General features: G+C 67.9%; 18 protein-coding genes and 1 other RNA gene. 9 read left to right on the top strand and 10 right to left on the bottom strand.

Translation table 11 applies throughout. The annotated features are described in order from the left end of the window. Positions 1-58: 58 nt before the first annotated feature. The 3 genes from B0B14_RS05070 to B0B14_RS05060 are packed head-to-tail and all read right to left on the bottom strand — an operon-like array spanning position 59 to position 4,586. A complete protein-coding gene (locus B0B14_RS05070) occupies positions 59-2,332 on the bottom strand; it encodes a heavy metal translocating P-type ATPase (protein WP_076680382.1) in 2,274 nt (757 codons plus the stop codon). Then, complete coding sequence (locus tag B0B14_RS05065) at positions 2,329-4,383, bottom strand: cytochrome c oxidase assembly protein (RefSeq protein ID WP_076680381.1); 2,055 nt, start codon at positions 4,381-4,383, stop codon at positions 2,329-2,331. Before B0B14_RS05065 ends, B0B14_RS05070 begins: the two co-directional genes overlap by 4 nt. Next, complete coding sequence (locus B0B14_RS05060) at positions 4,380-4,586, bottom strand: heavy-metal-associated domain-containing protein (RefSeq protein ID WP_076680380.1); 207 nt, start codon at positions 4,584-4,586, stop codon at positions 4,380-4,382. Before B0B14_RS05060 ends, B0B14_RS05065 begins: the two co-directional genes overlap by 4 nt. Positions 4,587-4,709: 123 nt before the next feature. Between B0B14_RS05060 and B0B14_RS05055 the strand changes: the two genes are divergently transcribed. Next, a complete protein-coding gene (locus B0B14_RS05055; RefSeq protein WP_076680379.1) occupies positions 4,710-5,087 on the top strand; it encodes a BlaI/MecI/CopY family transcriptional regulator in 378 nt (125 codons plus the stop codon). After that, complete coding sequence (locus B0B14_RS05050; protein WP_076680378.1) at positions 5,084-5,893, top strand: M48 family metalloprotease; 810 nt, start codon at positions 5,084-5,086, stop codon at positions 5,891-5,893. Before B0B14_RS05055 ends, B0B14_RS05050 begins: the two co-directional genes overlap by 4 nt. Positions 5,894-5,939: 46 nt before the next feature. Here B0B14_RS05050 and B0B14_RS05045 read toward each other — a convergent pair whose 3' ends face one another. Continuing rightward, on the bottom strand, positions 5,940-7,385 hold the full coding sequence (locus B0B14_RS05045) for a PepSY-associated TM helix domain-containing protein (protein ID WP_179085266.1): 1,446 nt from the start codon (positions 7,383-7,385) through the stop codon (positions 5,940-5,942). 59 nt (positions 7,386-7,444) lie between these two features. On the opposite strand from B0B14_RS05045, the gene B0B14_RS05040 reads away from it, so the two are divergent. Further along, complete coding sequence (locus tag B0B14_RS05040; RefSeq protein ID WP_076680377.1) at positions 7,445-8,047, top strand: DUF5134 domain-containing protein; 603 nt, start codon at positions 7,445-7,447, stop codon at positions 8,045-8,047. Between the two features lie 2 nt (positions 8,048-8,049). Here B0B14_RS05040 and B0B14_RS05035 read toward each other — a convergent pair whose 3' ends face one another. The 5 genes from B0B14_RS05035 to B0B14_RS16305 all read right to left on the bottom strand — a co-directional run bounded on the left by B0B14_RS05035 (position 8,050) and on the right by B0B14_RS16305 (position 14,983). Then, a complete protein-coding gene (locus B0B14_RS05035) occupies positions 8,050-9,063 on the bottom strand; it encodes a PDR/VanB family oxidoreductase (RefSeq protein ID WP_083710339.1) in 1,014 nt (337 codons plus the stop codon). Positions 9,064-9,570: 507 nt separating this feature from the next. Beyond that, the gene (locus B0B14_RS05030) at positions 9,571-9,990 is read right to left on the bottom strand and encodes a hypothetical protein (protein ID WP_143733629.1); all 420 of its coding nucleotides are present in this window, start codon (positions 9,988-9,990) and stop codon (positions 9,571-9,573) included. Positions 9,991-10,019: 29 nt separating this feature from the next. Continuing rightward, positions 10,020-10,604 carry a helix-turn-helix domain-containing protein gene (locus B0B14_RS05025; protein ID WP_076680375.1) on the bottom strand — a complete coding sequence of 195 codons (585 nt, stop codon included), beginning with the start codon at positions 10,602-10,604 and terminating at the stop codon, positions 10,020-10,022. A 267-nt stretch (positions 10,605-10,871) separates the two neighbouring features. Then, positions 10,872-13,658 carry an AAA family ATPase gene (locus B0B14_RS05020; protein WP_083710337.1) on the bottom strand — a complete coding sequence of 929 codons (2,787 nt, stop codon included), beginning with the start codon at positions 13,656-13,658 and terminating at the stop codon, positions 10,872-10,874. 239 nt (positions 13,659-13,897) lie between these two features. Further along, positions 13,898-14,983, bottom strand: a complete 1,086-nt coding sequence (locus tag B0B14_RS16305; RefSeq protein ID WP_143733628.1) for a hypothetical protein — start codon at positions 14,981-14,983, stop codon at positions 13,898-13,900. 860 nt (positions 14,984-15,843) lie between these two features. Between B0B14_RS16305 and B0B14_RS16735 the strand changes: the two genes are divergently transcribed. Next, entirely contained in the window at positions 15,844-16,233 is a 390-nt protein-coding gene (locus B0B14_RS16735; RefSeq protein ID WP_256714264.1) for a tyrosine-type recombinase/integrase, read from the top strand. 69 nt (positions 16,234-16,302) lie between these two features. Beyond that, entirely contained in the window at positions 16,303-17,010 is a 708-nt protein-coding gene (locus B0B14_RS16730; RefSeq protein ID WP_306169504.1) for a tyrosine-type recombinase/integrase, read from the top strand. A gap of 212 nt (positions 17,011-17,222) precedes the next feature. Here the strand turns inward: B0B14_RS16730 and ssrA are convergent. Next, positions 17,223-17,592, bottom strand: a transfer-messenger RNA (tmRNA) gene (gene ssrA, locus B0B14_RS05010). Positions 17,593-17,739: 147 nt separating this feature from the next. On the opposite strand from ssrA, the gene B0B14_RS05005 reads away from it, so the two are divergent. Genes B0B14_RS05005 through B0B14_RS04990 form a run of 4 tightly spaced genes read left to right on the top strand, consistent with a single transcriptional unit; the run spans position 17,740 to position 21,934 of the window. Beyond that, positions 17,740-18,342: an RAD23 family protein gene (locus B0B14_RS05005; RefSeq protein ID WP_076680374.1), complete on the top strand. Its 603-nt coding sequence runs from the start codon at positions 17,740-17,742 to the stop codon at positions 18,340-18,342. Positions 18,343-18,395: 53 nt separating this feature from the next. After that, positions 18,396-19,073, top strand: coding sequence for an SIMPL domain-containing protein (locus tag B0B14_RS05000; protein WP_076680373.1), 678 nt, complete (start codon positions 18,396-18,398; stop codon positions 19,071-19,073). Beyond that, a complete protein-coding gene (locus B0B14_RS04995; protein ID WP_076680372.1) occupies positions 19,070-20,431 on the top strand; it encodes a M20/M25/M40 family metallo-hydrolase in 1,362 nt (453 codons plus the stop codon). Before B0B14_RS05000 ends, B0B14_RS04995 begins: the two co-directional genes overlap by 4 nt. 39 nt (positions 20,432-20,470) lie before the next feature. Further along, positions 20,471-21,934 carry an MFS transporter gene (locus tag B0B14_RS04990; RefSeq protein WP_076680371.1) on the top strand — a complete coding sequence of 488 codons (1,464 nt, stop codon included), beginning with the start codon at positions 20,471-20,473 and terminating at the stop codon, positions 21,932-21,934. Positions 21,935-21,936 lie beyond the last annotated feature (2 nt).

Raw genomic sequence — 21,936 nt, 5'->3', positions numbered from 1 at the left:
GGCGGGCCCAGGGTGACGACCCAGCCCGCCGCTGCCTCTTCAGTTGTCTGATTTTACTCTACGACATGTAGCGATCATCGTCCAGCCGCTTCGGCGAGTAGCTGCGCAGCCGGAGACTGTTCCACACGACGAACACCGACGACAGCGACATCGCCGCAGCGGCGATCAGAGGATTGAGCAGTCCAGCCGCGGCGAGCGGGATCGCCGCGATGTTGTAGCCGAATGCCCACAGCAGGTTGCCCCTGATGGTGCGCAGCGTTCGCCGCGACAGGCCGATCGCGTCCGGCACCACGGTGAGGTCGTCGCGGACCAGGATGATGTCGGCCGACTTGAGCGCGACGTCGGTACCGCTGACGATCGCCATCCCCAGATCGGCCCCGGCCAGCGCCGCCGCATCGTTGATGCCGTCGCCGACCATCGCCACACGGTGCCCGGCGGCGCGGAGGTCGGCGATCACCTGCGCCTTCTCGATCGGAGTGACCTGCGAGCGGATGTCGTCGATGCCCACCGCACTCGCGACGCGTCGCGCCGCCGCATCATCGTCGCCGGTGAGGAGGACGGTGCGCATGCCCAGTGCCGCCAGCGTCGCGACGGCGCCCGGAGCGCTCGCCCGCACCCGGTCCTCGACAGCCAGGACGGCCACCGCGCGCCGGTCTCGCACCAGCACGATCGGCGAGGCGCCTGACTCGCGTGCGCGCTCGATCGCGGCGGTGAGGGCAGGGGCGATCGTCGCCGAGATCTCCGCCACGAGGCGGGGTCCGCCGATCGCGACGGAGGAACCGGCGACCTGACCCTCCACCCCCAGTCCGGGTCGCACGCGGAAGCCCTCGACGGCGGGGATGTCGGCGATCGACGCCTTCGCGTGCTCCACGACGGCCAGGGCGACGGGATGCGTCGAGCCCGACTCGAGCGCGGCCGCCCAGCGCAGCGCGTCGTGCGGCGCGATCGTCTCGTGGACGGACTGCTCGACCACCCGCATGACGCCTTCGGTCAGCGTGCCCGTCTTGTCGAGCACCACGGTGTCGATGCGTCCGGATGCCTCGAGCGCCCCCTGACCCTTGATGAGGATGCCGAGCTGCGCACCTCGTCCGACACCCACCATGAGCGCGGTCGGGGTGGCGAGCCCGAGGGCGCACGGGCAGGCGATGATGAGCACGGCGACGCCGATCGAGATCGCGCGCGCAGGCTCGGCGCCGGTCAGCATCCATCCGGCGGTGACCGCGATCGAGAGCAGGATGATGCTCGGCACGAACCACTGCACGATCCTGTCGACGAGGGACTGGATGCGCGCCTTGGACTCCTGCGCGCGCTCCGCGAGAGTCGCCAGCTGTGCGAGCTGCGTGCGCGTGCCGACCGCCGTCACGTCGACGACGAGCCGCCCGTTCGTACTGATCGTGCCGGCCATGACCTGTTTCCCGGGGCCGGCCTCACGGGGCACCGGCTCCCCTGTCATCGCGCTCGTGTCCACCGCCGCCCAGCCCTCGACGACCTCTCCGTCGACCGGAAGGGTCTCGCCCGGAAGTACGACGGCGACGTCGCCGACGCGCACGTCGCCGATCGGGATCACGATCTCGTCTCCGTCGCGACGGATCCGCGCGTTCGCCGGCGCCAGCGCCGCGAGCGCGTCGAGCACGTCTCCCGCCTTGCGCCGCGAGCGGGCCTCGAAGTAGCGCCCCGCGAGCTGGAATGTGGTCATCCCCGCGGCGACATCGAGGTAGATCGCGTTCGCTCCGGGAGGGGTGGGGCCGTAGCCGATCCAGTAGCCGGCGGCATCCGATCCCAGCAGCACGGTCACCAGCGCCCAGCCGAAGGATGCGGCGATCCCCAGGGAGACGAGCGTGTCCATGCTGACCGCACCGTGGCGGAGATTGCGGAGTGTCGCGCGGTGGAACGGCCAGGCGCACCACGTCACGATGGGAAGGGCGAGCGCGATGCACACCAGCTCCCAGTGCGGGAAGCGCAGCCCCGGCACGAGGGCGAGGATCAGGGTCAGATCCATCAGCGGGATCGTGAGCAGCGCGGCGAGGACGAGGCGCCGCCGCAGGCCCGTGATGCGGGTCTCGTTGCTGCGGCGGGTCCACTCGTCCGCGGCATCCACGCGGACTTCCGCACCGTACCCCGCCCGGGTGACCGCATCGACGGCTTCGGACTCGCGCGCGGGCTCGAGTCCGCTCACGACGGCACGCTCGGTGGCGTAGTTGACGACCGCATCGACTCCCTCGATGCGGTTCAGCGCCCGCTCGACCCGCCCGGCGCACGCCGCGCAGCTCATGCCCGAGATGTTGAGTTCGATCGGGGGCGTCGCCGTCTGTCGGGTGGCGGTCGTGCTCATGGCGTGTCCTTCGTGGGGGCGGGTGTGAGCACCGGGCCGTGGGCGCGGGCGGATCTCTCGGCGAGCCCCTCGAGCATCCGGTTGTAGGCGTCGAACTCGTCGTCCACGCCGGAGTCGAGATGGCGGTCTTTGCGCTTGGCCTCACGCTGGTCCTGGCGAGCCCATTGGATGCCGAGCGCGGTCACGACGATGAGCAGCGGGAGTTCGCCGCCCGCCCAGGCGACACCTCCGCCCAAGTACTGCTGCGCCATGAGGTCGCCCATCCATGGGAAGTCCAGGGTGCGGTAGAAGTTCTCGGCGATCGGCACGCTCGCCGTCATCAGGACGATGCCGAAGAAGGCATGGAACGGCATCGCTGCGAGCACGAACCCGAGCTTGCCGATCGGCGGGAGCGGGCGGGGCGGACGATCCACGCCGATCACGAGGCCGTAGAAGAGGTAGCCGACGATGAGGAAGTGCACGTTCATGGCCTGATGGGCCCAGTGGTACCGCATGATCGTCTCGAACAGCGGCGAGAGGTAGAGGGCGTAGTACGAGCCGATGTACAGGATGAAGACGAGGACGGGACTGTAGATGATCCTCATGCCGGGCCAGTGGAGAGCTGCGGTGATCCACTCGTGCGGCCCAGCGGCGGCCCCGCGAGGATGCGGTGTCGTGGCACGCAGCAGGAGGGTCACCACGCCGCCCAGGACGAGCAGCACCGGCGCGAGCATGTTGAGACTCATGTGGACGATCATGTGGGTGCCGAACTGCGCACCGGCGTACTGGCCGAGCGCGGAGCTGGTCGACACGACCACGACGACCCATCCGAGGACCCAGGCGACCGTGCGCCCCAGAGGCCACACGTCTCCTCGCCGGCGAAGCCGCACCACGGCGGCCAGGTAGACCCCGACGCCGATGGCGGAGATCACCGCGAAGAGGATGTTGGGACGCCACTGGGTCACCAGCGTCGCGAGCGTGGGAGGGATATCGGTGATGTCGTAGCCGAAGAAGATCTGGGAGATGTTCGTCGCCACGAAGTACTGCGGAGGCGGCACGCGGGTCATCGCCACGGTGAGCGCGAAGTACACCGACCCGAGCACCGTGAGAGTGCCGAGGATGGACACGATGAGCCGATCGCTCCAGCGCGCGCGCTGCAGCCAGAACGCCGCGATGACGGCGCCGACCGCGAGGATGACGAGCCCGCGCGCCGACACGAGAACGACCGTCGGATTGCCCGCGGTCGGACCCGCGAGCTTGAACACCCCGAGCAGGATGTCGGTGACCGCCACGACCGCCCACGACCCCGCCATCACCCCGCCGGCCCGGATCACCGCCTGCGGCCGCAGGAGTCGTCCGGTCGCGACGCGCAGGGCGAGCACGATCACGGTTCCGAAGAGCACCGCCGCCGCAGGGGTCTGGAGGGTCGCGGCATCCGAGCCGAAGTCATGGTCCGCCCCGACCTGCACCTGATGCACGACGACCGGAGCGAGCATGGCCAGAACCGAGAGCAGACCGACCGGCAGGAAAGACGCCCAGCGGCGGGCGAACAGGGAGATCAGCGACGCCGCGGCTGTCGCGAAGAAGACGAAGATCCACGCCTTCGGAAGATACGCCGCCTCGACGAGGAACCCGAGCGCTCCCGGCTCCGTCAGGCGGTCCACGCCCAGGCCGTTCGCGTCTGCCGCATCGACCGCGACGAGCGCTGCGGCGGCCACCATCCACACGAGGAGGGAGATGCGCAGCACGCGCAGTTCGAGGCCGGCCACGTCGTCGAGGGCACGCTTCCGCGGTGGAGCGAGCACTCCCATCGCCACCACGAGAGCGCCGAGGGTGAACCACGACGCCGCGTCGGCGATCGCACGGAGGGATGTCGCGAGCAGAGCGGTCACCGCGCCGGGGTATCCCCGCGAGATCATCGCGTACCCGGTGTCGCCCAGCAGCGCGGCGAACACCACCGGTCCGGCGATCGCCACGACACCTGCGACGCCGGCGACGAGTGCGATGGCGAGCGGTGAGCGGTGGAGTCGGCGGTCGGTGTAGGCCACGAGCTCCGAGGGAGCGCTGGTCACACGCGCAGGGAGTAACCCGCCGCCGTGATGGCGGCGCCGGCTGCTGCAGGGTCGAACCCATCGCCGTGACTCACGACGGCGACGCCGTCATCGGCGCTCACGCTGGCCGCCACGACATCCTTCACCGCCGTGAGGGCCTCGGATACGGCGCGCTCACAGTGGCCGCACGTCATTCCCTCGATCAGGAATCGGCTTTCCTGCATGCGCGTCCTCCGCTCCGGTCGCTCCGGTGGCGACGACTCTTAATTCTACATCCCGTGGAATCCTGTTCGGTCGTCGGGGCGAGGAACTCCACAGCGAGTAGAATCGCCGACAGGAGGTCATCGATGAGCGGAACACGGAGTCGTGGTCGTGGGGAGCTGGAGGGCGAGGTGCTCACGATCCTGCGTGCGCGTGGCGTGCCCGTCGGCGCCGCCGACATCCAGGAGGCGTTCACCGAGCCCACTCCGGCCTACACGACGATCCTCACCGCCCTCGACCGTCTGATCGAGAAGGGCGAGGTGCTCCGACACGCGGAGTCGCCTCGGAAGGTGCGCTTCGCAGCGCGTCTCTCTGCCGCCGAGAACGCGAGCGACTCGATGCACCGTGCCCTCGAGAAAACCGACGACCGCCAGGCAGCCCTTCTCCAGTTCGCGGGCGATCTCGATCCCGACGACGTCGAGATGCTCCGCGCCGCCCTCACGAAGAAGCGCCGCTCGTCGTGATCGCGATCGGCGTGTGCCTGGGAGTCGCCGCCCTGGCCTGGTGGGCCGGACCCCGCCTCCTCACGATGGGGCACTGGCAGGTTCGCCACCCCCGGCTGGCGCTCGCCGCCTGGCACGCGGCGCTCGGCACCGGCGCACTCGCCGCAGCGGCATCCATCGCCACCGCCGTCCTCGCCACCCTCTCCGCCGGTGACGCATCCGACGGAGCATCCGCGGTCATCCAGACGGTCGTCGGGTGGGGGGCGCTCGGCGCCCTCGGCGCAGCGCTCCTCGTCGTGGGCGCAGGGTCCGATGCCCTCGTGGGCGCGGGCCGCCGCACATACGGCGACATCCTCACCCTCCCGCACAGCGCCGAACCGCTCGACCGACGCACGTCGCTGCGGACGTGCCGCAGCGATGACGTCTTCGCGTGCTCGATCCCGGGAGAGGAACGGGCCGTCGTCGTGTCGACGGCGATGCGGGAGGTTCTGACACCGGCGCAGCTGCGAGCCGTCGTCGAACACGAGCGCGCCCATCTGCGCGGAAACCACTACATCGCCCTCCGCCTGGCGGAGCTGAACTGCGCCTGCCTTCCTTCGCTGCGCTCCGCGAAGAAGCTGCTGCGGGCCACCACCCTGCTCGTCGAGCTCATCGCCGACGACGCCGCGGCGCGCCGGGCCGGTGCCGTGCACCTCGCGAACGCGCTCGTCGTCGTGGCCGCACGCACCGGGGATGTGTCGATGGAGATCCGCGCCGAGCGTCTGGCGGAGCGCACCTGGGCCCCGGCCCGCACGCTCACCGCCGCCTCTCCTGCGCTCACCTCCTGACACGGCGAAGGCCGGCACCCTGCGGCACCGGCCTTCGCGCGCCGGGTCAGACGGATCCGAAGAACTTCTTCGCCGCCGGGATCCGTCGGATCACCAGCTGATCGAGAGCGAGGATCACGATGAGCGAGAGTCCGAACAGGGGCAGGAAGATCCCGAGTGCGACCACGGCGATCAGCAGGATCCAGTTCGCGAAGATCGGAAGTCGCGCGCGCGGGGCGGCGATTCCCGAGGCGTTGCCTCGGCGGTTCCACCACATCATCGGCGCCGAGACGCACATGAAGATCACGGCGAGGCAGAACAGCGTGGTGAGGATCGTGTTGACGGGACCGAAACGGCGTCCCTCGTGGATCGCGATGCCGTTGGCGACGGTCTGGGACAGCAGCGACAGGTCGTCGTAGCTGTAGACCGCGAGTGCCTCACCCGAGTACTGATCGACGTGCACGGTCTTCTGGAGGGTGACGTCCGACTCCGCCGGGTTGCCGTTGTTGGCCCACTGGTACCCGAAGACGCTGTACACGCCGGTCTCGCCCTCCGGATAGGTCACGAAGTACGGCTCCGGAGCGCCCGCCGCGCGCCCCGCCTCGGCGGCCTCGTCGATCGAGATCATGGCACCGCTTCCGGTGCTCGTCGCCGTCGGAAGGTCGGCGACCTCCCAGCCCGCCGGGCTCGACGAGCCGTTGCTCGCCTCGATCTGCTCCTTGACGGTCGACTCCGCACCCGGATCGGCGCCCCACAGCGAGTCCCCCGTGGTCGAGGCCACATCGGACGCGAGGGAGCCCCAGACACCCGTCCAGGGCAGTCCCGAGACGACGAGCATCAGGATGCCGAGGCCCACCGGGAGTCCCACGAGTGCGTGCCAGCTGCGCAGTCGCGCACCTTTCGCCTTCTTCTCCGTCGCGGCCTTGCGGGGCTTGCGGCCCAGGAAGAAGAGGATGAAGCCGGTGATCGTGAGCACGATCGCCCAGCTCGCTCCGAGCTCGACGATGCGGTCGCCCACTTCGCCGTCCCCGAGCAGCAGATCACCGTGCACGCGCTCGGCCCACGTCGAGATCAGGTCGTCGATGTGGAGATCGCCGGTCACCGTCGCCGTGTAAGGGTCCACGTAGACGTTGCGCGTGCCCTCCTCGCCCGCGGTCACGAAGACCGTCGCGCGATCGCCCTCGTTGTCTGTGACGGAGAGGATGCCCCGTTCGGGGAACGCGTCACGCACCGCCTCCTCCTGCGCGGAGAGCGGCAGCCGCTCGGCCTCGGCGGGCACCGAGACGGTCAGGACGCCGGGATGCTGCCATGCATCGATCTGCGCGCGGAACATGTAGGTCATCCCCGACACCGACAGCGCGAACAGCACCGGAATCACGATGACGGCGCCGTAGAAGTGCCAGCGCCAGAAGGCGCCGAACCAGTTGATCCGCCTGCCGGGACGGGAGGCTGCCGCAGGGGCGGACGGCTCGCTGGGCGGTTGCGCGGTCTCCTCGATGTCGGTCGTGGTCACGTCGGCTCCTTCGGGGTCCAGGGAACTATCTCTACGCATTGTAGTAGTAGGATCGTGGTGTGCTGACATCGCCCTGGGATCTGATCCTCACCGCCCTGTTCGCTGCGACCGGGATCTGGTGCGCGATCGACCTCATCGCCCATCGCCCGCACGCGCGCTCGTCCGACGGCACCCTGACCCAGCACACCCTCATTGACGTCAATCACCTCGTGATGAGCGCTGCGATGATCGTGATGATCTGGACCTCGGTCATCGACGCCGCCACCTGGGCCCAGGTCATCGTGTTCGCGATCTTCGCGCTCGCACTCGTGCCCGGACTGCTCGCGAAGACGGCGACGCGGGAGCGGGTGTCGCTCGCCGCCCATGTGGGCTTGAACGCTGCGATGATCTGGATGCTCGCGGCGATGCCGCTGCTCATGGCAGGGATGGAGATGGGCCACGACGGCTCCTCCGGGCATCATCACGGCGGCGGCTCGGAGATGATGGCCACCGCGACGCCTGCCTGGGCCGACGTGGTCAACCTGCTCTTCGTGGCGCTGAGCGCCGCGGCGGCCGTGTGGTGGCTCGTCGCCCTGTTCGGCCGCCGCCGTCGCCTGCACGACCTCTGCTACGCGGCCATGGCGGCCGGGATGGCTCTCATGCTCCTGGTCATGAACGCGTGACCTCAGACATCCAGTTCCAGGACGGGAGTCAGCGCGCGCGAGACGCACACGTTGATGTGGGTGTTCGCGGCGTGCTGCTGCGGGGTCTGGAAGTCGTCGCGGTGATCGGGTACGCCCGCGACGACGCGAACCACGCACGAGCCGCAGAATCCCTGGCCGCAGGATCGGTAGGTCTCGTACCCGTGGCGCTCGAGGGCGTCGGCGATCGACTCCTCGGCGCCGACGGCGATCCTCTCCTTCGACGAGGCGACCACCACGTCCAGCGGGCGCTGCGCGGTCGCGCGCGACGCGGGAGAGAACTGCTCGACGACGACCCGATCGGCCGGCCATCCCGCCGCGAGCGCGCGATCGCGCGCAAGGTCGATGAAGCCCCGCGGGCCGCAGATGTACACGGCACCATCCGGGTCGGGGACGACGAGGGCCTGAGGCGAGCCATCGCGGAAGGAGTCGCCGTCGTCGCTGAAGTGACGGCGGATGCGGTCGGTCCACGGTCGCGCCTCGAGCCGCTCCCCCAGCGGCAGTGCGGACGGGTTCTTGGCGTACACGTGGAACTCGAAGTCGATCGACTCGGCGTGCAGATGCTCGGCCATGGACATCAGGGGCGTCAGACCGATGCCGCCGCCGATCAGGACCGCGCGTCGCGCCGACGGGACGAGGTCGAAGGTGCTGCGCGGGTGCGACACGTCCAGGAGCTCTCCACCGGCGATCTCGTCGTGGACCGCGATCGAGCCTCCTCGTCCGTCCGGCTCCCTCTGGACGCACACGAGGTAGTGGTCGTCGGCGCCGGGGCGGCCGACGAGCGAGTACTGCCGGACGACGCCCGGCTTGACGTGGACGTCGAGGTGGGCACCCGCCGGGTAATGGACCAGACGCTGGCCCTCATCGGCCGCAGCGAGGCGGAGAAGGACCGCCTTGTCCGACACCGGGATCTTCTCGACGACGCGCACGCGCTGCAGCCCGTCACGGCTCGCGGACGACGGACCTTTCGACGCCCTGCGCGATCGCCACAACGCCATGACCACTCCTCACCCGTTCGGAACGCCAATAACTCTACATGTTGCAGACTTATCGAAGCGCGGGCCGCACAGGAAAGGCCCCGAGAACCGCGTATTTCCGCGGCTCTCGGGGCCAGGTCCTGGTGACAGCGGTTCGTGGAGATGGGGGGAATTGAATGACGCTGGAAGCGTACGATCCCGCGACATCGACCCGCAAAATCCGCGGAATCATGCGGGTGGCGGGAGCATGAGCCGACAGGCACCTGCATAGAAAATCGCCCACACTCAGAGCAAACGCGGGCGATTTGTGGGCGATTCTACGGAGACTTTCCTCGACATCGATTCAGCCGGCCGGACGGGTAGTTGAACGAACATGTCAGCAGGCCGGATTGCGGCCTTCCCCCCAGGGTACGTCGCTCGGCATCGACAGTGGGACGATTCCGACCGTCCAGCTCGGACCGAGGAGGATGATTCCGAGATCCGCCCTGCTGCGGATCTTCGGCGTCGAGCCCTGACCACCCCTGAGACTCAGCTCCCTACTCCCCGCGCGACAACGGCGGTCTGCAATTCCTCTGCAGTGCGCTCTGCCAGCGCAGCCTCCGCCGCTCCCACCGGCGTCGCGTCGTAGTGGCTTTGATTGCGCGCGCGGCGAAGCCGGTCGAACCTTCTCGCCGCCCTATCCCCCGGCGGCGAGTCGAGCAAGGCCCGCAGGAATCTCCCCACCGCCTCATGCTGGCCAGGACCGTTCCGCGTCCGGCAGCCATACGCGGCCAGCAGAGCCTCTCCAACATCGTGCGCCGCGTCGTAGGCGATGTCGTACTTCACCCCCACGCTTGTCAACAACGGAAGCTGGCTGAGGCGGTCAGCCGCGACGTCGAGGAACGCGAGTGCCCGCACCGCGTCCGGCCTGACCGCCTCAATGCGGCGCGCGCTGACGAGCATATCCACGGCCTGTCGCTGGGTAGCGCTGAGAGGAGTCACTCCCACGGCAACTCACCCACGATCGGCACGACCGGGCTGGCCCGCACCTGCGTCATGAACGCCGAATCGGCCTCGAGTTCGTCAGGTGTGAGGATCGTCGCATTGACCGGCCGGTGCACGCTCTCCTCCACACGGTCGCAGGCGTCGTACACCAGCTCCGGATCGGGTGTCCCGATCACCATGACGTCGATATCGTTCGGCGAATCGCCGTCGACACCGCGCATTCGCGCGGCGAACGATCCATAGAGGAAGGAAGCATGAATGCCGGCGATCTGCGCGAGTTCCTCAGTCAATAGGGCGACCGGTCCTGTGGCGATCAGCAGGATCTCGCGCAGCGGTGGCACGAGCGGGCTCGCCGCGTTCGCGCGCAGCATCCGGGTCCGTCCCACCAGACGCTCGACGAGGATGCCGGCAGCGATCAGACGCGCGACCTCGCGATGCGCCGTCGGGTACGCCACCCCCGAGCGGGTAGCGAGATCGGCCAGACTGATCTCGTCACCCTCAAGCATGACGACCGACAGGAGGCGCGCCTGACCATCCGATCGGAAAATCGGAGCGAGGAGCGGCGCCGCTGTTCTCATATTATGGATATTAATATCCATCAAAGCGATAGTCAATGCCTTCGCGCTCCCCCGCTCGAGTAACCTGCACTATTCGCATACTGCTCTCGCCTGCGACACATCCGCGCAACGCGTCGCCACATCCGTCTAGTGCTCCGACATCCAGCCACCCAGCGGTCGGCGTCGGCGCAGTGCCCCGAAGCGAGCGGTGCTAAGCGGAGCTCGGAGCGCAGCGGAGAGCGGAGTCTGCAAGAGCTGAGCGCAGGGGAACGGAGCCATCGATGGCCGCTATGCTCCGGGCGTCGGGGCGACGAGTCCAGGACGTATCGCCTCAGAGGGACAACCCGTTGCCCGCGCTCGGTGAGACGTAAGGCCCACGCATGGCGGCCTCGTTGCGTCCCTGGTCTGCGCCGCACGTCGTAGCTCCGCCGCAGCGTTACGGGCGGCATCCTGCATCGTCAACTCGGTCGTGCCGCGCAGCATCCAGGTCGCGACCTTCGCCCGCGCCGCCCGATCGGTGGGAGCAACAGCGACCACCTCGTTGTGCACGCGCCCACGGGTGAGACCGACGTAGAGGCCGGCGGCATCCACGTCGGGGCCGACGATCGAGGCATCCACCGTTTCACCCTGGATGCCGTAGACGGTCGACGCGTAGGCCAGCTGCACATGCTCGAGCGCGTAGTCACGCGTGACCTTGCGCACCACCCCGCTGTCGTTGATGGATCGGAGCAGGAGCGATTCGCCGGCGATCTTGTTGACGACCCACAGTGCGCGATTTTCGACGCCCGTGCGCCGATCGTTGCGGCGCGTCTGCACGGTGTCGCCGACGAGAATGCGCTGCTCCCCCATGCCCCACGCGAGAGTCGTGGGATCCAGTTCGCCGCGGTCAACACGGAGTTGCTGGATCTCGTCGTTGAGAGTGCCCGCGTCGATGTTCGTGGCGGTGACGAGAGCCACCCGCTTGCCTCGCGAGTGCCAAGCGAAATACGCGTCGACCATGTGTCGACGAGCCGCATCGACATGATCGACTCGCGCCAGATGCCCACGGTCAGCGAGTTCGCTCGCGATCATCGCGGCGTGCTTCAGGTCGCCAGGGTGACGCAGCTTGAGCGTGAGGGCCGCGTACTCGGCATCGTGGAAGCGGTGCACCGTGTCGAGTTCGACCGCGGCGCCCGCGTGTCGGACCGCGGTGGCCATCGCACCGACGTGTCCGACGGGCAGCGCCTGGTGCGGGTCGCCGACCATCGCGAGCCCGACGCGGCGATCGTGGGCGAGTTCCGCGAGGGCGTTCGCGACCTGCAGGTCGACCATGCCGGCCTCGTCGACCACAACGCGGTCTCGTGTGCGCAGCACGAACTGCGTCGGGCCGTCGTAGATCGCTCCCGTGTCGGCGTCCATATCGCCGATCGCCAGCCGCTGCCACGTCGTACCGCCCGCGGCGTCCGTCCCCCAGCGGAATCCGTGGTCGGCAAGGACGGCGTGGATGCTGGTCGCGGTGACGCCGATCTCGCGCGCTGCGACCGAGGCTGCCCTGCGCGTCGGTGCGACGACGAGCATGCGCCGGCGCTGCGCGGCCAGGGCACGCTGAGCGACCCGCAGCATTGTTGTCTTGCCCGCACCAGCGGGCCCTGTGACGGTGACAAGGCCATCCGAACCGGCGATGGCGGATGCCGCGACCACCTGCGCCGCATCGAGTTCATCGCACCCCTTACCGGCCTGCTGACGAAGTTCGGCCGCGAGCAGCGAACGTCCGGGCGTTGCGATCCGGTCGAGCCGATGCGGCAGGAGGATCTTCGACCGCATCGTGTCGGTTGCCATGAAGATCTTGACGTGACCGGGGGCATCGGCACCCCAGCCGAGGTCGAACGACTCGCGCCGTGCTCGCGCCGCGATGTCTTCGACGAGATCGTCGAGTTCAGCGCGCGCCGAGACGATCCCACTCCGAGACAGCGCGCGGATGGCGCCCGCGCGCAGGTCGAACGCACTGAAGCGCCCACCGGAGGTGACGGAGCGCCCGTCGGCGTCGACGATCGCCATCGCGGCGAGCAGGTCTCGATCGAGCGTCTTGGGGTCGACGGGATCCAGTCCGACCGCGGTCCGCTCGCGAAGAAGGCCCCGATCGATCGCCGCGATCTCGTCGCACACTGCGGCGTTCCACGAGTCCTCCTCGAGGCCTTCGGGCTTGTTCGGCCGGGAGACAGCCCACGCGCGCCGGTCGATCTGATTCAGCACCTCAGCGCTGGACGCAGCACCGTCGTGAGCGGCAGCCCACTCCACGACAAGGCGGGCACGGTTGGCCTCGATCTGCGCGGACCGTCGCGACAGCGGGCGCACGGTGGCGGCTGGTTCGGCGATCTCCCCATCGAGGCCGACTGTGTAGCCGTGGCCCGCCAGCGCGGCGATCCACGCGGAGTCGGTGCGTGCTGCAAGCTCTCCCTCGGCATTCACCACGGTGTGCAGCTTCATCGCGACGCGCGAGTCGAGGTTAGACCACTTGCCGTCCGCGCCAAGCACTTTGATGTTCAGCCACAGGTGCCGGTGGATGTGCGGGTCGAGCGCCCGGGATCGGCGGTGCTGCAGCTCGACGACCTCGATGCGTGTAACGTCCTCGCGGACGAGCCCACCATGCCCGCGTCGCGCGTTGAGCTCGCTCTGCCAGGTGAGCAGGAGGCGATCACGGAGTCGATCCTGCAAAGCCTCGAACTCGGCAGCAAGTTCGGGATGCAGCAGTGCCGCGATGCTGTACGACTTCGGATGGTTGATGGTGCCATCGAGCAGAAGGTCGGCATCCGGGCTCAGCCGCGACTGGCCGCGCTCCTCCCCCGTTACCGGGTCGTGTCCGGTGAGCCACACCCGCAGCGCGCCGGCGGTGAGTTCGTCGTGGCCGATCCTGCCGCTCGCGACGATGAATCTGTGGACGGTCGAATCGGACGCTGCGCCGTATCGTTCGAGTGCGTCTATTCCGCTTGCGGGGTGGAGGTGGGCATCGCAGGAGCCGTTGAGCGCGTAGGAGATGGCCTGCCGAACGCCGCGCGAATCGGCGCCCCGCTTCCACCGCTCCAGACCTCCGCGCATGGCGCCAGAGTAGGGCGCTTTCTGCCTATTATCCAGGCATTTTTGCGACTTGCAGCAAGGTGTAGCGGGATGCTGATTCTTGCTGGCGACGCAGTCGCTTCACCGAGTGGTGCCTGCGTGCATTGCTGTCAGTTGGGACGACGTCGTGGTCCTTCTGAAGCGGACGTAAAGCTCCCGACTCAGAGCGAGCCTCTAGGTCGGGAGCTCTACGTGAGGAGCTGGTCGGACCGCTGGGCGGTCTATCCCCACGGACAACCCGAACCAGGCACTGTCGGGTCCATCAGGATTGGCGGGTCGTTACCCTTCTCGAGTGAGGACCAACACTTGTTCGGTGCTGTCCAGTGACGATCCACGTCGAGGAAGCCTCGATGAAGATCGGGTGCCCCCGGTCCGGGCTGGGCGACGCCCATGCAGTCAGTGTTCGAGTAGTTCGGATAAGAGACACACCAGGCCTCCGTCACGATGCTAACGTCACCGCTGATTCGATTGATTGTCTGATTGCCCGGAGGAGCATCGATGTAAAAGAACACCGCCCAGTCGTATGGCGCGTTGTAATAGGCGAGGGGTATCGCCTGTGGAGTGCGAAGACCGATGGCCATGGAGTTGCGGTTACATGGGTCTGAAAGATCGTTGTAATCCGCGTACGGCACAGCGGCCGCCAGCCAGCCGAATTGCTCGTCAACGGCGTGCCAGTTCCAGCCGTAGTTCTTCGCAAAGAACTGGTCACGTGGGGAAGGGTTGGTGCAAAACGGACGCAGGTCTGTCGAACTCCAGTTGTTATATAGATCCACGCTGATCTCGAGCCCGTAGTCGCTAGGAATGTACCCGGGCGTGCTCGGTGAATCCCACAGAGCCGCCATATCGAAGTCGATGCGACCACCCGACGGTTGTTTGACGATATTGGCGCTAACCATGTCAGGCTTCCAATCGCCTGCCATCCGCGCCGAACCCGAGTCCAGTTCTCTCGCGGCGCTCGACGCCCATGCGCGCTGCTGGTCGAAGAAGCTCTGACGAACTACGGGCGCCGAGAACTCCGGCTCGCCTCGAACCGAGAGCGGTATGGCCGACTCTGCGCCCAGAGCGCGCCCTGAATCGGCGGTGACGGAGACGGTGTAGCCCACTACCTCGGGCGAGGTTCCGAGTTCCTGCATCAAGTCGGCGAGATAGTCCTTCGGCGTGACTCCCGAGAGCGGGCTGTACTCGCCGACGAACTGCTCATTTTCGAACCTGTAGGCAACGATCTCACCTCCGTTTGCATTGGCCAACTCGATTGCGACCTCCAGCGGCACAGCATGTTCGAATCGATAGTCGACACGGGTCTGCACGGGGGCATCGGATGTGGCTCCTGCCCGCGGCTTCAGATCTGCCGCGACCACCGGGGCGTGACCCAGGAGCGCCAACACGCTTGCACCGACAAGGGCAACTTTAGCTCGAGTTCTGATCGTCTTCATTGACGTCACCTTCCGATGACCAATCTCGTCATCTGCCCCGAGTGTAGGGTCGTCGCCAGTCACGGTGGTGTCGGCTCTTTGGAGGACAAAGAGCGCAAATCCGACGACAAGAAGGCAGAATGAGTTGTCCGGAGAGGGCATCGGAGCCCAACGAAGGGAATCTCGTGCAATCAATCGGTCGCTGGGGCGTTGGGCTTATATGTGGCTCGATCGCCCTGCTGGTGCTACTGGCGACAGCCGTCTCCCTCATCTATCGAAGCCCCACTGAGAGCTGCATCGCGATGGCCGCGCCTCCCGACGCAGTCATTTCGGAGGCCAGCTTTCCTACAGGACGGCTATCGTGGTTTCCACTCGGACTCTTCTGTGAATTCCCACGAGATGGGGGCGGGGTGATCTCGACAACACCTGGCGCAGGACTGTCGATTGCCCTGGTTCTGTTGCTCTTAGTGCTCGCCGCCGGGATCGTAATGATTCTTCGAGCCTTTGTGCGTAGAACGGGCGCCTAAACGCAGATTGCTTCATTGCGGCTCGGACCTTGGCGGGGGATGGCTCGTCGGACGAGAGCCGAGCGGGCAAGTAGGCAGCTTGATGGGCGCGCCTCAATCCCAGCCGCCGGAAACTGCCTAGCCGGCGCGACTGCAACCGTCGACACACATCCACAGCTCACGACCCGTCCCGGCGCTGCGTCGCCCAGCAACCAGAACCCCGGCGGTACCCTGACCACGAGGTGGCATATGGGAAGCATCACGGCATACGAGATCGAGGCGGGGCGACGCTATCGCGTCCGTTGGCGTGACGACCAGCAGAAGCAGGTCGAGAGGAAGGGCTTCCGTACCAAGAAGGAAGCCGAGCTCTACCTCGCGCACACCGACGTCTCGCGGTCGAACGGCTCGTACACCGATCCGGGCGAGGCGCGCATCACCGTTGGCGTGCTCGGCGTCGAGTGGCTTCGGAACAAGAAGCATGCGCTCAAGGCCTCGTCGTTCAGTTCGCTCAACACGTCGTGGCGCGTGTACGTTCTGCCCCGCTGGGGTGACGTCCGCATCGGAGATATCCGCCCATCCCACGTCGAGCAGTGGATACGTGAGCTTTCGGAAGGGACAGCGACTACAAAACGCACTTAGAGCGAGAAGGCGGGCGCCAACCCGCGCTCGGCGAGCGTCGTCTATCGGGCCCTCGGCGTACTCGCCGGCATCCTCGACACCGCCGTTCGTGACGGAAGAATCCCGCGCAACGTCGCGCGCGGCGCTCAGAATCTCCCTCCGAAGCAATCTCAGAAACCACGCCGCTATCTGACGCACGCCGAGGTCGTCCGGCTGGCCGAGTCGACAAATAACGACACGCACATGACGCTCATCCTCCTCCTGGCATACTGCGGCCTGAGTTGGAGCGAGGCGATCGGGATGCATTTCAGCGACATCATCTTCCCGAGACACCGAATTCAGGTGCAGCGCGCCGCTGTCGAAGTCGAAGGCAAGATCGTACTCGGCACGCCAAAGAACTGGGAGCGCAGGCTTGTCCCTTTCCCCGCGTTCCTCGAGAATCCGCTCAAGCATCTCTGCCGCGGCAAGCGCGCGGACGACCTGGTCTTCGCCGACCTGGAGGGCCAACATCTGCGCCGCGCCAAGACGCAGCATGGGACGAACTCGTGGTTCACGACCGCTCTGAGCATCGCCCACATCGAACGGCTGACGCCCCATGATCTGCGCCACACAGCCGCGAGCCTGGCGATCTCCTCAGGCGCCAATGTCAAGGCTCTGCAACGCATGCTCGGCCATAAATCCGCGGCGATGACGCTCGACACCTACGCTGACCTGTTCGACGACGACCTCGCCGACGTCGCGGAGCGGATGAACCAGGGCGGACTGGGCGCGAATGTCGACCGCCTCTGGGCGAGCTGACCTCCCATTTCGCCCCGCCGTGCACCCTCAATGAACGATCCTGGAAATCAACATCGAGCGGCTTGTTGCAACGCGTTCCGACTCATATGCGCCGGAGATTTGTGGGCGATTTGTGGGCGACTCGGTTTTCGCGCGATCGACGCAAGAGCAAGGAAAGGCCCCGAGTTCCGCGTGATGACGCGGCTCTCGGGGCCTTCTCTCGTGACAGCGGTTGGTGGAGATGGGGGGAATTGAACCCCCGTCCATCGCTGAGTCTCTGCGTTTTCTCCGGGCGCAGTCTGTGAAGACGTTCTGCTCGGCTCCGACATTTGTCACAGACACCTAAGTCGACGAGCCCAGCCTGGGAAGAGTCCCACGTGACGTCCAGACGCCGTCACGCAGCAAGAGTCCTAGATGACGCCAGAATCCACAGCGGACTCACCTGTGGTCTGACGGACTATCGGGCTCGCTTATGCAGCGAGGGCGAAGTCGTTGCGCTTTGCATCGGCAACTATGTTTTTGCAGGGAGCGTTGACGAGATAACCCTGCATCCTCGGCCCGCTTCTCGCAGGTTCGCAGGCGATGTCGAAACCGATCATCCCCGTGATCCTTCGTGCGAAGGGCCGCTGTCACTCTGTGGAATTGCCAACCCGGATGCCGAGGCACCCGAGCACATCAGGATACAACGCATTCGCGACATCCGCCTATTCCCTCCCCGGACCGGTCCCCGCACCGGGATAGGTTCGGAGCGTGAAGACCTCGCGCCTCTGGCTCATCTCCGCCGTCGCGGCCTTCCTCGCCGTCGCGATCGGCGTCTCCGCGGCCATCGCCACCGCGAACGCGCCCGCCGAGCCGATGGCCTCCCCGTCGACGTCCGCCGCACCGAGCACGGCGCCGAAGCCGACCGCGACTGCGGCGCCCAAGCCGTCGGCTTCGGCCACCGACGGCCCGGGCGCCACGTGCGAGAACACCGTGACCGACGACTTCCTGACGCAGATGGAGGCGCAGGGGTGGACCTCGGTCGACACCGTGGATGAGGCGATCGGACCGAAGCCGTTCGCCGACTTCCTCGACGGCACCCCTGCGGGGGCGGTCGTGTGCCGCTGGGCCGCGGATCCCACCGCCGCCACCGACACCCTGATCGACCTCGCGTGGGCCATCGCACCCGGGGAGGCCGTCGCCGACATCGTGCAGCGCTACACCGAACTCGGCTACATCGTCACGCAGGAGCCCGCGGGAATGTACCTGGAGCAGCCCGGCGGCCAGGCGTACCTGCTCACCCCGACCGACATCCGCTGGGCGGCATCGCGGGCGAATCTCGCGTACATCAAGGCTCCGTTCGACGAAGGATGACTCTCACGCGACGCGTCCTCATCACCGTCCGCGGCGCGGCGTAGAGTCGCTCCATGAGCGAAGTCATCATCACCGTCCGCGGGGAGCACGAGGCCCGTGTGGCCCCGGAAGAAGCCGTTGCACGGCTCACCGTCCGCGCAGACGGCCCCGAGCGCGGAGCCGTCGTCGAACGGATCGTCGCCCTGACCGAGCCGCTCCGCGACGACCTCGCGGCGCGCAAGACGGAGGGCGGCGTGCGCGAGTGGTCGAGCCAGCGCGTGTCGGTGTGGGCGAATCGCCCGTGGAACGACAAGGGCAAGCAGCTCGCCCTCGTGCACTACGCCTCGGTCGAGCTGACCGCGACGTTCACCGACTTCGGCGCCCTCTCATGGTGGCTCACCACGGTGGCCGAGCGCGAAGGCGTGCAGATCGACGGAGTCTCGTGGCAGCTGAGTCCTGCGACACGCAAGGCCACCGAGGCGGATGTCGCGGCCCGGGCCGTGTCGGTGGCCGTCGACCGCGCCACGGCGTACGCCGGCGCAATCGGTCTGGCCTCAGTCACGCCACTCGAGATCGCCGACCTCGGCCTTCTCACCGAGGGCGGTCAGTCCGGCGCCATGCCGGTCATGCACAACGCCAAGGTCCGGATGTTCGGCGCCGTCGCAGACTCCGCGGGCGGCGGCTCGCTCGAGTTCCAGCCGGAGGACATCGTCGTCACGGCGGGGGTCGAGGCCCGGTTCACGGCGCGATGAGCTCACCGCGACACCGCCTCGCCGAGGCATCCGTCGTCGCGCGCGAGGGCATCGCCGAACGGCTCTCCCGCATGATCCAGCTGCCGACGGTGTCGGCCGAGCGCGAGACGAGGGGGATCGCGCCGTTCGACGCGTTCGTCGATCTGCTGGCGGAGCTGTACCCGCTCGTTCACGAGCACCTCGAGCGCGAACGTCACACCGACGTCGGACTGCTCTTCCGATGGCGCGGGTCCTCGGCATCCGATCCGATCGTCCTGATGGCGCACTACGACGTCGTTCCCGTCGACGAGTCCGACGCGTGGACGCACCCGCCGTTCGAGGGCCGCATCCAGGACGGATGGGTCTTCGGTCGGGGTGCGCTCGATGACAAAGGCCCCCTCGTCGTGATCCTCGACGCCGTCGAGAACCTCCTCTCCGCCGGCTTCATGCCGTCGCGCGACGTCTACCTCTCGTTCGGCGGCGACGAGGAGGTGTTCGGCGGGGCGGCGCGGGCCACCTCGTCGGCTCTGCGCGATCGCGGGATCGTGCCGTGGCTCGTGCTCGACGAGGGCGGCGCCGTCGTCGACGCGCCGCTGCCGTTCGTGAAGAGTCCGGCCGCGATGGTGGGCGTGGGCGAGAAGGGAGTTCTGACCGTGCGCCTCACGGCCCGCGGCGACGGCGGACACGCGTCCGCTCCCCCGACGCTCACGGCGGTCGGTCGCATCTCGCGTGCGGTCGGACGCCTGAGTCCCGCAACGTTCCGTCCCCGCACTCCGCAGGCGGTGTCGCGGATGCTGCGACTGTTCGCCGATCGCTCGTCCGGCGCTCCGCGCGCCCTGTACCGCGTGCTCGCCGCCGCGCCTCCGCTCACGGCGCGCGTGTTCGCCGTCCTGGGCGGGGAACCCGCCGCCCTGGTGCGCACGACCGTCGCAGCGACGATGCAGTCGGGCGGCACCGCCGCGAACGTGCTGCCCTCCCAGGCATCCGCGACCCTCAATCTCCGGATCGCCCTGGGCCAGACCGTCGCGTCCACGGTGCGCCGCGTGACGCGCCGCATCGGAGACGCCCGCGTGCACGTCGAGGTGATCGAAGGCGACGAGCCGTCGCCCGAATCGCCCACCGACAACGCCCAGTTCGCCCTGCTCACGGAGGCGGTGTCGGTGTCGCACCCGGATGCCGCGACCGTCCCCTACGTGATGATGGCGGCGACCGATTCGCGGCACTTCCACCGCTTCGCCCCCGCGGTCTACCGCTTCGCCCCGCTGGAGATGAGCGCCGCGCAGCGCGCCTCGATCCACGGCGTCGACGAGCGGGTCGAGATCGCCGCGCTGGAGCGGGGAGAGCTGTTCCATCGCGCGCTCCTGCTCCGGCTACAGTGATGCTCGACCTCCCCTGACCCCCGGATTCCAGGAGCCCCCATGACGCAGCGCGTGACCCTCGGCACACTCGCCGGCGTCGTCGGATTCCTCGCGTTCGTCGAGTTCACCAGCGGCGTCCTTCAGGGCTACTACACGCCGATGCTCACCGACATCGCCCGCCACCTCGGCATCCCCGATGCCGACGTCAACTGGTTCGAGGGCACGCAGCTCATGCTGTCGGCCCTCGTCGTGCCGGCCTTCGCGAAGCTCGGCGACATGGTGGGGCACAAGCGGATGCTGCTCGTGTCGACGGCCCTCACGGCTGCGGCGGCCCTCGTCCTGCCGTTCACCGATTCGTTCGCGCTGTTCACGATCGCGTGGACGCTCATGGGCTTCTACGTCGTGTGGCTGCCGCTGGAGATCGCGCTCATCTGGTCGAGGTCCCGCCGCATGGAGGGCCGGTCGATCATCACGGCGAGGGCGGCGGGATTCCTCGTCGCGGCGCTCGAGTTCGGGGCCATCACCGGGGCGCTCGCCGGCGGTGCGCTCGTCGACGTCCTGCCGCTGACCGTCGTGCTGCTCGTGCCGGCCGCGCTGATCGTCATCTGCTTCTTCGTCATCCTCTTCGGCGTGCAGGAGTCGCCCGACCCGACCGGCGGGCGCCTCGACATCGTCGGGCTCAGCCTGATCTCGATCGCTCTCATCGCGTTCACGGGGGGCCTCAGCCTCCTGCGACTCGAGAACGGCCTGGTCAACCCCTGGTCATGGTTCGTCGTCGTCCTCGGCATCGCGCTCGTCGTGCCCTTCACCCTGTGGGAGCTGCGCCACGACGACCCGCTCATCGATGTGCGGATGTTCCGCTCCCCCGCCCTCGGCCCCGTCTTCCTCACCGCCGGACTCTTCGGCGTCAGCGTGCTGGGCGCACAGGCCCCGCTGTCGACCTTCGCGCGCACCGATCCCGAGGTCTACGGCTACGGCCTCGGCACGACCGGGTTCGCGACGTCGCTGATCATCGGGCTCTACCTGATCGCGATGATCGTCGGGGCCCTGAGCTTCTCGCCGATCGCCCGACGCGTGACGCCGCGCGTGACCCTCATCGGCGCCGCGACGCTCGTCGGCATCGGGTTCCTCCTGTTCGTGCCGTTCCACGACACCTACGCCCAGCTCGTGACGAACATGATGATCGCGGGGCTCGGATCGGGCGCCCTGGTCGCCGCTCTGCCGGCCGCCGCCGCATCCGCCGCCCCTCCCACGCAGACGGGCGTCGCGACGGGCCTCACCAACTCGGTGAAGACCGTCGGCGGCGCCATCGCGTCGTGCGTGTTCGGCATAGCGCTCCTCCACGGGGCGACCGGGGCCGTGCAGACCGGCGGCACCGCAGGATCGCTCTCCGGCTACATGACGGTGTGGATCGTCTGCGGTGTGACCGCCCTGACGGCGGCCGTGCTCCTGGTGTTCGTGCCGAAGCAGGCGTTCACCGACCGCGCGGAGGATGCCGTCGCCGAGGCGCCGGCAGTCCGTTAGCG

This window comes from Microbacterium sp. RU33B, from assembly GCF_900155915.1.
GTDB lineage: Bacteria > Actinomycetota > Actinomycetes > Actinomycetales > Microbacteriaceae > Microbacterium.
The sequence above is the reverse complement of the archived record's forward strand: the minus strand, read 5'-3'. Positions and strand labels throughout refer to the sequence as shown.

Coding starts and splice junctions, on each gene's coding strand:
- B0B14_RS05025 (WP_076680375.1), bottom strand. CDS start 10,604: ATGAGAACAGCGGCGCCGCTCCTCGCTCCGATTTTCCGATCGGATGGT.
- B0B14_RS05060 (WP_076680380.1), bottom strand. CDS start 4,586: ATGCAGGAAAGCCGATTCCTGATCGAGGGAATGACGTGCGGCCACTGT.
- B0B14_RS16735 (WP_256714264.1), top strand. CDS start 15,844: ATGGGAAGCATCACGGCATACGAGATCGAGGCGGGGCGACGCTATCGC.
- B0B14_RS04995 (WP_076680372.1), top strand. CDS start 19,070: ATGAGCTCACCGCGACACCGCCTCGCCGAGGCATCCGTCGTCGCGCGC.
- B0B14_RS05020 (WP_083710337.1), bottom strand. CDS start 13,658: ATGCGCGGAGGTCTGGAGCGGTGGAAGCGGGGCGCCGATTCGCGCGGC.
- B0B14_RS05035 (WP_083710339.1), bottom strand. CDS start 9,063: ATGGCGTTGTGGCGATCGCGCAGGGCGTCGAAAGGTCCGTCGTCCGCG.
- B0B14_RS04990 (WP_076680371.1), top strand. CDS start 20,471: ATGACGCAGCGCGTGACCCTCGGCACACTCGCCGGCGTCGTCGGATTC.
- B0B14_RS05055 (WP_076680379.1), top strand. CDS start 4,710: ATGAGCGGAACACGGAGTCGTGGTCGTGGGGAGCTGGAGGGCGAGGTG.
- B0B14_RS05070 (WP_076680382.1), bottom strand. CDS start 2,332: ATGAGCACGACCGCCACCCGACAGACGGCGACGCCCCCGATCGAACTC.
- B0B14_RS05000 (WP_076680373.1), top strand. CDS start 18,396: ATGAGCGAAGTCATCATCACCGTCCGCGGGGAGCACGAGGCCCGTGTG.